At 72.1% G+C, this 13,669-nt stretch carries 9 protein-coding genes; 8 read left to right on the top strand and 1 reads right to left on the bottom strand.

Annotated features, from left to right (window positions below):
- Positions 1–4: 4 nt before the first annotated feature.
- A complete protein-coding gene (locus tag OZ403_RS36640) occupies positions 5–1,300 on the bottom strand; it encodes a TIGR02270 family protein (protein ID WP_268782932.1) in 1,296 nt (431 codons plus the stop codon).
- Positions 1,301–2,093: 793 nt separating this feature from the next.
- Here OZ403_RS36640 and OZ403_RS36645 point away from each other — a divergent pair.
- The 8 genes from OZ403_RS36645 (at position 2,094) to OZ403_RS36680 (ending at position 13,465) form a co-directional block, all read left to right on the top strand.
- Entirely contained in the window at positions 2,094–2,573 is a 480-nt protein-coding gene (locus OZ403_RS36645; protein WP_140795826.1) for a chemotaxis protein CheW, read from the top strand.
- Complete coding sequence (locus OZ403_RS36650) at positions 2,570–4,297, top strand: CheR family methyltransferase (protein WP_268782934.1); 1,728 nt, start codon at positions 2,570–2,572, stop codon at positions 4,295–4,297. Before OZ403_RS36645 ends, OZ403_RS36650 begins: the two co-directional genes overlap by 4 nt.
- A complete protein-coding gene (locus OZ403_RS36655; protein ID WP_140795828.1) occupies positions 4,297–4,908 on the top strand; it encodes a chemotaxis protein CheW in 612 nt (203 codons plus the stop codon). Before OZ403_RS36650 ends, OZ403_RS36655 begins: the two co-directional genes overlap by 1 nt.
- A complete protein-coding gene (locus OZ403_RS36660; protein ID WP_268782935.1) occupies positions 4,905–6,548 on the top strand; it encodes a methyl-accepting chemotaxis protein in 1,644 nt (547 codons plus the stop codon). The genes OZ403_RS36655 and OZ403_RS36660 overlap by 4 nt, the downstream gene beginning before the upstream one ends.
- Positions 6,548–8,731: a hybrid sensor histidine kinase/response regulator gene (locus OZ403_RS36665; RefSeq protein ID WP_268782936.1), complete on the top strand. Its 2,184-nt coding sequence runs from the start codon at positions 6,548–6,550 to the stop codon at positions 8,729–8,731. Before OZ403_RS36660 ends, OZ403_RS36665 begins: the two co-directional genes overlap by 1 nt.
- Positions 8,728–9,789, top strand: coding sequence for a chemotaxis-specific protein-glutamate methyltransferase CheB (gene cheB, locus OZ403_RS36670; RefSeq protein WP_140795831.1), 1,062 nt, complete (start codon positions 8,728–8,730; stop codon positions 9,787–9,789). Before OZ403_RS36665 ends, cheB begins: the two co-directional genes overlap by 4 nt.
- 58 nt (positions 9,790–9,847) lie before the next feature.
- A complete protein-coding gene (locus tag OZ403_RS36675; RefSeq protein ID WP_442929673.1) occupies positions 9,848–11,614 on the top strand; it encodes an ATP-binding protein in 1,767 nt (588 codons plus the stop codon).
- A 63-nt stretch (positions 11,615–11,677) separates the two neighbouring features.
- Complete coding sequence (locus OZ403_RS36680; protein ID WP_268782938.1) at positions 11,678–13,465, top strand: monovalent cation:proton antiporter-2 (CPA2) family protein; 1,788 nt, start codon at positions 11,678–11,680, stop codon at positions 13,463–13,465.
- The last annotated feature ends 204 nt before the right edge of the window (positions 13,466–13,669 follow it).

Consider the following 13,669-nt stretch of genomic DNA (forward strand, 5'->3'; position numbering starts at 1 on the left):
GCCCTCAGCGCAGGCCACTGTCGAAGGACTGCGTGCGGATTCGGGCGGTGGCTGCCCGGGCCGTGGCCAGCTCCGCGCGCTGGACGTGCGTGAAGGCCCGAGTGCGCACCATCAACGCGCCCTGGCTCCGCAGGGCCAGCTCGCGGGCCAGCACATGGCGGCGCCGCATGGGACTGGTTTCCAGCGCCTCCACCAGCACGCTGCCATTGAAGGGGCGGCCGAGGAGGTACCGCGTGCCCTTCACGAAGCGCTTCTTCTCCTTGTCCCACCAGCTCCGAACGGTGGCCACATTCGGCCAGGGCAAGTCGTCCTCGGGCTTGGGCACCAGGGCCGCGTCCAAGTCTTCGTGCAGTTCTGGCGGCGGGAAATCGCTCTCGGGCCTCTCGCCTGGAGGCAGGGTATAGGGCTCCTCCAGCCGAAGGCCCGTCATGGCCGAGAAGGACTCCCCGGCCAGTTGGGCTACGCAGGGCACCTCCAGGTACCCGAGGCACGCCTCCATGGCCGACACCCGGCCGCTGAAGCCCAAGGCCCAGAGGGCATGGGGCCGCAGCGCCTCGACGTCCAGAAGCGCCAGCAGCAAGGAAATGTCCGCCTCGCTGCTTCCCATGGCGAGTAGCACCATGGCTTCGGGGCTGTCTGTGTCCCGTGCGCGCACGGCGGTGCGGCACGTCTCCCAGGCTTGCCTCACACCGGAAGCCACTCCTGTCTCCATCGCCGCCGCCCGAATACCGGGGAGCGGGGAGTCCAGCAGCATGGGAAGCAGCCCTCGCGCAGCGTCTTCCGGCAAGGGCTTGGCGGAACGCAGGGCCGCAATCCGCGCCCGCTGCTCGTCATGGGTGAAGAAGCGCGCCAGCACCTCCGGAGGTGCCTCCTGGCGAAACGCCAGGGCCTCCAGCATCTCGGCCTGCAGCGCGGAGTCCTCCCGCTTCAACAAGTCGAGCAGGCGTGTGCCCAGCCCTGGGGCCTCGCTGAGCTCCAAGGCCCGTCGAATGGCGGCGCGCGCTCCGGGCTCGGCCTCACGCAGTCGCAGCAGGACTTCGTCCACCTCTCCGAGGGCCAGCAGCGAGAAGGCCGCCGCGGAAATGCGGAATGCGTCCTCTGACTCGAAGGCGGGGCGCAGCACGGATTCAGCCGCGGTGGATGCGCCCACCACCAGCCCGTCCAGGTGCGCGAGGAGAAGCTCCTCCAACCTCGCAATCTCTATCAGTGAAAAGTCTGGCGCCCCCAGCGCCTTCTCCCATTGCAGCCACCGGAACTCGGCCTCGTCGAGGTGATCCTCCAGCACGTCTACCAACAACATGGTGCCCTCTCCCCTCGACTCCGCGCAGCGTGGCTGCAAGGGCTGACATGAACGCGCGAAGGACTTCTTGCTTCGCTTGCGACCGACGCGTGAGAGCCATTGCTTTGAACGCGGTGGCGATGGCGAGCATTAAGTGGAGAACGCGCGGCCGAGACAACGCGTGCCAAACCCTGTACGGCAAGTCGCCGTCATCCTGTGAACGGAGCAGACGGTGGCGTGGCTTGATTGGAGCAGAGCCCTTCAATGACATCGCACTTCGGGGCAGCGCAATTCACTGGCCAATACCACCAAGGCACCAGCCCGTGGCCGGCGTCTTCCGGCCCGGACTGGGGAGTGCAAGTCGACGGACGTGGGCGCGCGATACCGTGCGGTCCTTCCTGCCGCGGCCGGACGCGCTGACGCCGGAGGGCGCCAAGGCCCGACATCTCGTGGACTTCCTGAAGGCGCGCCGCGACGACGATGCCGAGCGCGGCGACGAGCGCATCACCCAGGGCATCGCGGAGTCCTGTGGCCAGCGCCTCGCACCCAGGCGGCGCGGCGGACCTGAGCGCGACATGGCTCCCTCCAGGCCCCGAGGGCATCCGACGCTCGTCTCCTGGGCGGGTGATCGATCGTTCCCCCGGCCTCCGCGCGCGGGAGACTCCGTCCAGGCCCGGGGCACCCGTGGCACGTGTCGTGTTCCACTCGAAGCATGGGCCCGTCCCCCTGCCCCCACTGAAGACTGGTGGACACCGCGACCGGGGGCCGACATCAGTGTTCGACAGTGGCCACGTCCACGTCTATGTCCCAAGACATGACCCCCGCACCCACGGAGGTGCTGCTGTTCACCCTGAACGGCCAGCGCTACGGACTGCCCGCACCCGACGTGCGCGAGCTGGTACGCGCGGCGCGCCTGACGCCGCTCCCTCGCGCGCCTGCCGTGGTGGAGGGCCTGCTGGACCTTCGGGGAGAGCTGTTGCCGGTGCTGGACCTGCGCCTGCGCTTCCGCCACCCGCCCCGCGCGCTGTCTCCCATGGACCACTTCATCGTGGCCTCCGCGGGCTCGCGCAGCGTCGTGCTACGCGTGGATCGCGCCGAGGGCCTGCGCGTCCTCACGCCGGATGAGTGGGACGCCACGCCGCGCCAGCTGCCGGGCGTGGGCTATGTGGCGGGCGCCGTGAAGCTGAAGGATGGGCTCGTCCTGGTCCATGACCTGCGCACCTTCCTGTCCGAGGCCGAGGCCCTGGAGCTGGATGCCGCCCTGGCCGCGCCGCAGGAGCCGGAGCCCGCGTGAATTGGGGTCCCTGGAGCCACCCGGGTTATGCGGCGGTGCTCGCGCTCGTGGAAGAGCGCGCCGGGCTGGTGCCGCCCAGTTGCCCCGCATCCGCCGAGGAAGGCATCGCCCGCGCCATGGAGCGGGCCGGGCTGAAGGACTTCGACGCCTACCGCGTGCGGCTCGCGGAAGACCCCTCCGCGCTGGATGACCTGCTCATCGAGCTCACCGTCGGGGAGACGTATTTCTTCCGCACGCCCGAGCACTTCGAGCACCTGCGGAGCGTCGTGCTCCCGGAGCTGCGCGAGCGCCATGGCCCGGACCACACCGCGCGGATGTGGAGCTCCGCGTGTTCGTCCGGCGAGGAGCCCTACTCCATCGCCGCGCTACTGATGGGCGAAGGCTGGGACGAGCACGTGGCCGTGTACGCCACGGACGTGTCGCGCGGCGCGCTCGCCCGGGCCCGGAAGGCCCACTACGGCGACTGGTCCCTGCGCGGCGGCTGGGCGGACCGGATGCGCCCCCACCTGCGCGCCGAGGGACGCCGGTACGTGCTGTCACCAGAGGTGCGGAAGCGCGTGCGCTTCAGCTACCTCAACCTCGCGCTCGACACCTGGCCGTCGGCGGACAGCGGCCTCTGGAAGCTGGACGTCATCTTCTGCCGTAACGTCCTCATCTACTTCAACCGGCCCACCATCGAGGCCGTCGCGCGCCGGCTCCACGACGCGCTGGATGAGGGCGGCTACCTCTTCACCGGCCCGTCGGACCCGCCGCTCGGTGGGCTCGCGCCGCTGGAGTCCATCCTCACCGAATGGGGCGTGCTGTACCGCCGGCCCCTGCCCGGAGCCACCCTCTCCCTGCCCGTCCCGGCCGCGTGGACCGAGCCCCCGGCGGTCACCGCCCCCACCTCGACGACCGCGCCAGCCTGGAGCCCGTCTTCCACCGGCGTACCCGGTACCGCGATGGGCACCACATCCCTGGGCACCACCGCGCCGGGCCGCGCCGGAACGGGGACGGCGACGGGCATCACTTCACCGGGCCTTCCTGGCGGCTCCGGAACATCGGCCATGCCCTCCGGCACCATCACCGGGAGGCTGTCGCCCGCGTGGAACGCCCCCGGAGCGGATGGCGGCCGTGCAGGCGGGACACCAACACACGCGGCTGGCCCGCCCCGGTCCGCTCAAGGGACCATGGCGGGCACCAGTGCCCCCGAGAAACCGACGCACGCCCCCAGCGCGGCGGCCATGCACGCGGCCCGGCAGGCCCTGGCGCGGGGCCACTGGCGCGAGGCGGCCCAGCACTTAGGGGCATTGGACTCAGACGCGGACACCGCCGCCCTGGCGGTGCGCGCGCTGGCGAACCTGGACGCCGCCGCCGCCGTCTACGCCTGCACCGAAGCGGCCGCCCGGCACCCCTTGGTGGCGGGGCTGCGCTACCTGGAATCCCTGCTGCTGCTGGGACAGGGACGCGCGGCGGACGCGGAGCGCGCCGTGCGGCAGGCGCTGTACCTGGAGCCCACGCTCATCGTGGCGTGGCTCATCCTCGGGCGCGTGCTACGCAGGCACGGCGACACGTCCGGCGCCATGAAGGCCTGGCGCGAGGCGGAGCAACTGTGCAACGCCCTGCCTCCGGACGCGCCCGTGCCCCACGCAGACGGCGAGAGCGCCAGCAGGCTGGCGGAGGTGGCGCGTGGAGAGCGGTCACGCATGGAGGCAGCCCTGGCTGCCGGTGAGGAGCTGAGCTGATGCCGGGTTCCGGCAAAATCGACTGGGAAGCCACGCGCGCGCGGCTGGAGCGGCTGGCCACCCTGGAGAAGGAACAGGGCACCTTGTCGCCCGAGGAGGCCACGGCGCTGCTGGAGACCCGCGCCCGGGCACTCTCGCGCGAGCCCCGTCCCCAGGTCGACCCCGGCACCCTGCGCGAGGTGGTCCGCTTCAAGGCTGCCGGCCAGCGCTACGCCCTGGAGTCCCGCTTCGTGCTGGAGGTGGTGCGCGCGCCGGAGCTGGTGACGCTGCCGGGCGCGCCCCCCGCGCTGCGCGGCCTCACCCTGATGCATGGCGAGGTGCTCCCCGTGGTGGAGCTGGCGCCGCTCTTCGGACGCGCGCCTTCGGATTCCGCGGGCCCGCTGCTCGTGGTGGGCGTGGGGCGGGCGGAGCTGGGCGTGCGCACCGAGGAAGTGGAGGAAGTCACCGTGATGGCGAGCAGTGAGCTGCTGGCGCCGCCCACCTCCCTGAACGACGCCGCCGGACACCTCGTGTCCGCGGCCGACAGGGAGGGCACCCTGGTACTGGAGGGAGAGGCACTCCTGGGTGACAGTCGCCTCATGTTCGATTTGTCCGGCGAAGGAGCAGTATGAGCATCGGGAACCGCATCGCACTCGGATTCGGACTGTCGCTACTGATGTTGCTCATCGTGGCGGGTGTATCCTTCCAGGGCGCCAATCAGCTCACGACGAGCACGGCGGGCCTGCTGACGGCCCATGAGAACTTCCGCATCATCCGCGAGGTCCGCGCGCTGCTGATGGACGCCGAGTCCGGCCAGCGCGGCTTCATCCTCACGGGGGATGAGTCCTACCTGGTGCCCTACCGGGAAGCGGCGGTGGCGCTCCAGAATGACCTGTCCCGCCTGCGCGACGCCATGGCGGACCACCCCAACCAGCGGGCGCGCCTGAACCGGCTGGAGCCCATCGTCACCCAGCGGGTGAACCGGCTGGAGGAAGGCATCCGCCTGCGCCGCCAGGAGGGCCTGGAAGCCGGAGCGAAGTTCATCCAGACCGGCCAGGGCCGGGAGGCCATGCACCAGGTCAAGCAGGTCATCGACGAGATGCTGGTGGCGGAGCAGGAGCGCTGGGACGAGCACGCCACCGCCGCCCGGGACATGGCCCAGCGCGTCCTCTGGGTACTGGGCATCGGCACACTGCTGGGCGTGCTCATCGTCGGCGGAGGCAGCTACATCATCACCCGCGGCATCACCACGCCGCTGCGCGCGCTCATGGTCGGCGCCGAGCAACTGGGGCGCGGGAAGCTGGAGCACCGCATCGACGTGAAGGGCCAGGACGAGACGGCCCAACTGGCGCGCGCGTTCAACGACATGGCGGAGAAGCGCCAGCAGAACGAGGACCAGCTGGAGAAGGAGTCCGAGCAGCGCGAGCACACGCTCCGCACGGTGGCCGAGTTCGTCAACCAACTCGCCGGCGCCAGCGCGGAAATCCTCTCCAGCACCACCGAGCAGGTGGCCGGTGCCCAGGAGCAGGGCAGCGCGGTGACGGAGACGGTGAGCACCATCGAGGAAATCACCAAGACGTCCGAGGAGGCCGCGGGCCGCGCCCGCGCGGTGAGTGACTCCGCCCGCCACGCCGAGGACGTGGGCCGCAGCGGCCGCCGCGCCGTGGAGGAGGCCGTGGGCGCCATGGGCGCGGTGCGTGAGCAGGTGGAGTCCATCGCCTCGCGCATCCTCGCCCTGGCCGAGCAGGCCCAGGCCATTGGCGACATCATCACCACCGTCAACGACATCTCCGAGCAGACGCACATGCTGGCCCTCAACGCCTCCATCGAAGCCAGCCGCGCCGGCGAGCACGGCCGCGGCTTCGCGGTGGTGGCCTCCGAGGTGAAGGCCCTGGCGGACCAGTCCAAGAAGGCCACCGGCCAGGTGCGCCAGATTCTGGGCCAGATTCAGAAGGCCACCCACGGCGCGGTGATGACCACCGAGGAAGGCACCAAGAGCGTGGCCACCGCCACCCGCGTGGTGTCCGAGGCGGGCTCCAACATCCAGACGCTGTCGGACCTGCTGGCCCAGGCCTCGCTGACGGCGGCGCAGATTGCCGCCTCCGCCAACCAGCAGGCCACCGGCATCGGCCAGATTCGTCAGGCCATGCATGACGTGAATCAGGCCACGCAGCAGGCCCTCATCTCGTCGCGGCAGACCGAGCGCGCCATGCAGGACCTCAACGGCATGGGCCAGAAGCTCAAGGGGCTGTTGGGAGAGTACGGGCGCTGATGGACCGCGACCGGTTGGCCCAAGCGCTGCTGGCCACGTTCCTCGAGGAGCTCGAGGGCCACGTCGTCTCGCTCAACCGCGAGCTGCTGGCCCTGGAGCGCGAGAGCGTGCCCGCGCGCATGGCGGAGCGCGTGGCGTCCCTGCTGCGCACGCTGCACAGCGTGAAGGGCGCGGCGCGCGCGGCCAGCGCCACGCTGGTGGAGACGGCCTGCCACCGCATGGAGGAGCTGCTGGAGCAGGTGCGTGACGCGGGCGCCGGCACGCCCGACGTGTACGAGCTGTGCTTCACCACCGTGGACGCGCTCGACGACGCGGGCCGGCGTCTGGCCGCGCGGGAGGACCTTGCGGGCTCGCCCCTGGAGACGCTGCTGCCCCAGTTGGAGCGCGCCGCCGGACACCGGGCTCACGCGCCCGCCCCCGCGCGCGTCGCGCCGCCACCGTCGCCTCCGCCCATGCTGACGGACGCGGTGCCGTCACCACCCGCCGCCCCGGCCAGCGTGGAGCTGCATCCAGGCGGCGGCGGCGCGTCCCCCGGAGCCGAAGCGCTGCCCGTGCGCGTCTCCGCGCAGAAGCTGGACGCGCTGCTGGCACGAAGCGGAGAGCTGCGCGTCGCGACGCTCCGGCTGGAGGGCCGCGCGGACGCGCTGGAGTCGGTGCGCGAGGCGCTGGCGCAGGCCCGCGAGGCGGTGCTCGGCACGCCCGGCGAACAGGCGCTGCTGCGCGCGGAGACGGAGCTGGCGCGGGTGACGCTGGAGCTGGCCGCGGACCGCCGGACGCTGGGCGGCGTGGCCACGGGCCTGGACGACGAGGTCCGCCGCGCGCGCACCCTGTCCTTCGAGGAAGGCTGCGAGGGCCTGGAGCGCGCCGCGCGCGACGTGGCGCGCAGCCTGGGCCGGCAGGTGCGGCTGGAGATTCATGGCGGCGCGTTGGAGCTGGACCGCTCGCTGCTGCAGGGCCTGCGCGAGCCGCTGCTGCACCTGGTGCGCAACGCGGTGGCCCACGGGTTGGAGAGCCCCGAGGAACGCCAGCGACTGGGCAAGCCCGACGAGGGACGCCTCACTCTCTCCGCGCGCCTCAAGGGCAGCCGCGTCGAGGTGACGGTGGATGACGACGGGCGCGGCCTGGACCTGGGCGCGCTGCGAGAGCAGGCGCGCGCCCGGGGCCTGCGAGTGCCTGAAAGCGACGAGGAGACCGCGCGGCTGGTGTTCCTGGCCGGCCTGTCCACCGCGACGCAGGTGACCCAGGTGGCTGGCCGTGGCGTGGGCCTGGACGTGGTGCGCATGCACGTGGAGGGGCTGCGCGGCAGCGTGGAGGTGGCGACCCGGCCAGGCCAGGGCACCTGCTTCGTCCTGGACGTCCCCCTCACGCTGAGCACGCTGCGGGTGCTGCTGGTGTCGGCGGGCGGGCAGACGCTGGCGCTGGCCAGCGAGAGCGTGGCGCGGCTGGTGCGACTGACGCCCGGCGAGGTGCGCGACGTGGAGGGCCGCCCCGCGTGGGCCTCCGGTGACGCGCTGGTGCCGTTGGCCTCGCTGGCGGAGGTGCTGGGGCTGCCGCCCGGCCCGCCTCGCGCGCGCCGGGGCGCGGTGGTGCTGGCCGCGGGCAGCGCGCGCGCCGTGGTGGTGGTGGATGAAGTGCTCGCTGAACAGGAGGCGCTGGTGCGCTCCCTGGGCCACCGCGTGCGCCGTGCCCGGCACGTGTCCGCGGCGGCGGTGCTGCCAGACGGACGGCTGTCGCTTTTGCTCAACCCCGTGTCCCTGGTCCGCGCGGCGGGTGGCCGCCCGGCGGCCTCGCTCTTCCCCGCCCCCGCCACCCAGCGGACGCGGCGGAGGGTGGTGCTGGCGGACGACTCGCCCACCACGCGCGCGCTGGAGCAGAGCATCCTGGAGAGCGCGGGCTATGAAGTGGTGGCCTGCGTGGACGGCGCGGACGCCTGGGAGCGGCTCCAGTCGGGCGGCGCGGACGCGCTGGTGCTGGACGTGGAGATGCCGCGCATGGACGGCTTCGCCCTCACCGAGGCGGTGCGGGCCTCGCCGCGCTTCTCCCGGTTACCGGTGGTGCTCGTCACCGCCCGTGGCAAGCCAGAGGACAAGGCGCGCGGCCTGCAAGCCGGCGCCAGTGCCTATCTGGTGAAGAGCGCGTTCGACCCGACGAGCCTGTTGGAGACGCTGAGACGACTGCTATGAAGAACGACCCGTTGCGCATCCTGGTGGCCGAGGACTCGCCCACCGCCCGACGCCTGCTGGTGGAAATCCTCCGCGCCGACCCCGCCCTGACGGTGGTGGGCGAGGCCAAGGACGGCATGGAGGCGGTGGAGCTGGCCCAGCGCCTGCGGCCCAGCCTGGTGACCATGGACATCCAGATGCCGCGGATGGACGGCCTGGAGGCCACCCGCCGCATCATGACGGAGGTGCCCACGCCGGTGGTGGTGGTGTCCACCCTGGTGGAGCGCGACATCCAGACGTCCATGGCCGCGCTGCGCGCCGGCGCGCTCGCGGTGCTCCAGAAGCCCCTGGGGCCGGAGTCCCCGGACTTCGACGCGGACAGCCGCCGCCTGCGCGACACCCTCAAGGCCATGGCCGAGGTGAAGGTGGTGCGCCGCTGGCCGGACCGCGCCGCGCCCCCCACGCCCGTGCCCACCCCGCCCGCGCCGCCCGTGTCGCCCACGCACCCCGGCGTGGTGGCCCTGGCCGCCTCCACGGGCGGCCCGGCGGCGCTCTTCCGCATGCTGTCCGAGCTGCCCGCCAGCTTCCCCGTCCCCCTGCTGGTGGTGCAGCACATCGCCATTGGCTTCAGCGAGGGCCTGGCGCAGTGGCTGCGCACCGCGGGCCCCTTGTCCGTGAAGGTGGCGGAGGATGGCGAGCCCCTGCTCCCCGGGCATGTGTATCTGGCGCCGGATGATCGCCACCTGGGCGTGCGAGGCGAGGGCCGGGCGGAGGTCTCCCGGGCCGCGCCGGTGAATGGCTTCCGGCCGTCCGCGACGTGGATGTTCCGCTCGGTGGCCCGCGCCTACGGGCCCGCGTCGCTCGCCGTCATCCTCACCGGCATGGGCCAGGACGGACTGGAAGGCGTGCGCGAACTCCACGGCGCCGGAGGCCGCATCCTGGCCCAGGACGAGCAGTCCTCCGTCGTCTACGGCATGCCCGGCGTGGTGGTGGGCGCCAACCTGGCCCACGAAGTCGTCGCCCTACCCGACCTGGCGAGCCGGCTCACCTCGGCTTTCCGGGGTAACGGGGGAGTCTGAGTTACACGCTCTAGAATATTGGATTTTAAAACATCCACGGGATTCGCCCGGTGCCGGGATGGTCCGGTGCCCGGGCGGTGTCATGATGGGGACTTCTTCCAGCCAGTCCCCTTTCATGGCAGCTCGACTCCCCGCATCCCTCGCCACTGTCTTCGCCGCGCTCCCCGACCCGTCCTACGTCCTGGACGATACGGGGCGGGTCCTGGTGTGTAGCCAGGCGGGCGCGAGGACGGTGGGCCGGCTCTCCGAGGAGCTGGTGGGCAGGCACTGGGGGGAGCTGGGCTTCCCGCCCGAGGAGCTGGCGCGGCTGGAGACGGCGCGCGCGCGGGTGATGCGCATCCAAGACACCTGCGAACTGGAAGCGCCCTGGGCCACGCAGACAGGCCCCCGGCGTCACGCGCTGATGCTCAGTCCGCTGCCCTCGGAGGATGGGGGGCCTGGCTGCGTGCTGGTGACGGCGCGCCCCCTCACCGACGCGGAGGCCGTGTTCTCCCGCGCCATGGAGCTGGAGCTGGCCGCGCGGGCGGAGGTGGAGCAGGCCGAGCGCCGCCGCTCCTTCCTCTACCAGGCGATGACGACGCTCTTCACCCACCCGCCGGACCCGCAGGGCATGTACACGCTGCTGGCGCACCTGGCGGTGCCCGACGTGGCGGACTGGTGCCTGGTGGACGCGCTGGAGCAGGGCCCCTGGGTGACGCGCGCGGCGGCGGCCTGCCTGGACCCGACGCAGCAGGAGCGCGCGGGCGCGCTGCCCACCCGCACCGAGCTGCGGGACGACGCCGCCGTGGGCCTCTTGCGCGTGCTGCGCACCGGAGAGCCGGAGCTGGTGCCGGCGGTGACGGATTCCCTGCTGCGCGCCGCCGCGGCGGAGCCCGCGCACCCCGCGCTGCTGCGGCTGCTCCAGGCGCGCTCCTACATGATTGTGCCCCTGCGCGCGCGCGGCCACACGCTGGGCGCCGTCACCTTCGTGTCCTCGGGCTCCGGGCGGCGCTACGGCCCGGACGACCTGGCGCTGGCGGAGGACTTGTGCCTGCGCGCCAGCCTCGCCATCGACAATGCGCGGCTGGTGGGTGAGTCCCGGCGCGCGGCGCGGGCCCGTGAGGATTTGCTGGCCGTGGTGTCGCACGACTTGAAGAACCCGCTGGGCGTGGTGCAGTTGGGCGCGGCGCTGCTGCTGCGCGGCGCGGGGGCGAAGCCGGGCGGCGAAAGCGTGGCCAAGCAGGCCACCCGCATCCAGGACGCCACCGAGCGCATGTCGCGCCTCATCTCCGACCTGCTCGACTGGGGCCGGCTGGAGGCGGGCGGGCTGCCGCTGGAGTGGGGCGAGCACGGCGTGGCGGGGCTGCTCACCGAGGCGATGGACTCCATCCGTCCGCTGGCGGAGGCCAAGGGCCTGCACGTGTCCGTGGAGTTCCCCGCCGCGGACGTGCGCGTGCGCTGCGACAAGGTGCGGGTGCTCCAGGTGCTGGGCAACCTGCTGGGCAACGCGGTGAAGTTCACCACCGCGGGGGGCGACCTGATGCTCGGCGCCCGGGCGCGCGGCGGCGAGGTGTCCGTCCACGTGCGCGACACCGGCTCCGGCATCGCTCCGGACGCGCTGCCCCACATCTTCGACCGCTACTGGCAGGCCCGCGACGCGGCCAGCCGCGGCACCGGGCTGGGCCTGGCCATCGCCAAGGGGCTCGTCGAGGCCCACGGCGGTGGCATCCAGGCGGAGAGCACCCTGGGCGAAGGCAGTGTGTTCACCTTCACCCTGCCCTCCGCGGGTGCCTCGGCGTCCCACGCCGCACACCCGCCGCTCGCACGCAGGGCCACGGACGCATGAGCCCGCGGGACCCCGTGCCCGCGCCGAATTGCCGCCGCCCGGACGTCCGTGCAAGGAAGCCGCATGTCCTTCCTGCAGCAGGCGCTCGTGTTCCTCGCGGCGGCGGTGCTGGCGGTTCCTCTCTCGCGGCGGCTCGGACTGGGCTCCGTGCTGGGCTACCTGGCGGCGGGCGCGGTCATTGGCCCCTGGGGACTGAAGCTCATCAGCGACGTGGAGCACATCTTCCACGTGGCGGAGCTGGGCGTGGTGCTGCTGCTGTTCGTCATCGGCCTGGAGCTGCAGCCCAGCCGGCTGTGGGCGCTGCGCCGCTCCGTCTTCGGCCTGGGCGGCGCGCAGGTGCTGCTCACCGGCGCGCTGCTGGCCGGCGTGGGCCTGCTGTGTGGCCTGACGCGGGGCGCGGCCATCGTCACGGGCTTCGGCCTGTCGCTGTCCTCCACCGCCTTCGCGCTGCAACTGCTGGCCGAGCGCAACCGGCTCACCACGCCGTATGGCCAGCTGGCCTTCGGCATCCTCCTCTTCCAGGACCTGGCCGTGGTGCCGCTGCTGGCCCTGCTGCCGCTGCTGGGTGACGGCGGCGCTCCCTCCCCGGGGCCGGTGTGGCTCCTGCTCTTGAAAGACGTGGGCGTGCTGCTGGCGGTGGTGCTGGGCGGCCGCCACCTGGTGCGGCCGGTGTTCCGCGCCGTGGCCGCCACCCACAGCCAGGAGCTGTTCACCGCCACCGCGCTGCTGCTGGTGGTGGGCACCGCGTCGCTGGTCAACGCGGTGGGCCTGTCCATGGCGCTGGGGGCCTTCCTCGCGGGCGTGCTGCTGGCGGACTCCGAGTACCGCCACGAGCTGGAAGCGGACCTGGCGCCCTTCAAGGGCCTGCTGATGGGCCTGTTCTTCATCAGCGTGGGCATGTCCGTGAACCTGAGCCTCATCCTCCAGAAGCCGCTGCTCGTCTTCGGACTGGTGCTGGGGCTGGTGACCCTCAAGGGCGCGGTGCTCTACGGGCTGGGGCGGATGGCCCTGAAGCAGCGGGAGCCGGCGCTCGACCTGGCCGTCGTCATCTCCCAGGGCGGTGAGTTCGCCTTCGTGCTCTTCTCGCTCGCCACCGCCCAGCACGTCATGGAGCGCTCGCTGTCGGAGCTGCTCGTGGTGGTGGTGGGCCTCTCCATGGCCACCACGCCGGTGCTGTATGCCGCGCACGAGCGCTGGGTGCGCCCGCGCCTCAAGCCGAAGGCCTCGGGGCGCGAGTTTGACGTGGCGCCCACGGAGGACAACCCCGTCATCATCGCCGGCTTCGGCCGCGTGGGGCAGGTGGTGGGCCGCCTGCTGCGCGCCAAGCGCATCGGCTTCACCGCGATTGACGCCAGCCCGGAGCAGATTGACTTCATGAAGCGCTTTGGCAGCCAGGTCTTCTACGGAGACGCCTCACGCCTGGACCTGCTGCGCGCGGCCCGCGCGGACAAGGCGAAGGTGTTCGTGCTCGCCATCGACGACATCCAGGCGTCGCTGCGCACCGCGCGGGCCGTGCAGCAACACTTCCCCCACCTCACGCTGTTCGCCCGCGCGCGCAACCGCGTGCATGCCTACGAACTGCTGGACATGGGAATCGAACGGGTGATGCGTGAGACGTTCCTCGACAGCCTGGAGATGGGCACCGAGGTGCTCCAGGAGCTGGGCCTCACGTATTCGGAGAGCCGGCGCGCCCAGGAACGGATGATGGAACACGACGAGCGCCTCCTGCGCGAAACGGCCCGGTTCCACCGCGACGAGCAAAAGCTCGTGGAGTTGGCCGACAAAGCCCGCAAGGAGCTGGAGAGCCTCTTCGAGAAGGACGAAGCGGAACACCCCGACAGGACCGCGTGAGCCACCACGCGCCTGACTTTCTCCACCCTCCCTCGAAAGTGACTTCCTGAAATTCTTGTTTCACCCAGGCTGCATCCACCCGGGTCGCATTCCTCTGTCACGGATGCACCCTGGAGGCGGTGGTCGCCTCCCTTCCAGGCAACAGGCGCGACACACCGTGCGCTGATGCCTGCCTGGCATCGCGCGGGGCGGAGAGCGGGGTAT

Origin of the sequence: Myxococcus sp. NMCA1 (assembly GCF_026810205.1) — a bacterium.
GTDB lineage: Bacteria > Myxococcota > Myxococcia > Myxococcales > Myxococcaceae > Myxococcus > Myxococcus xanthus_A.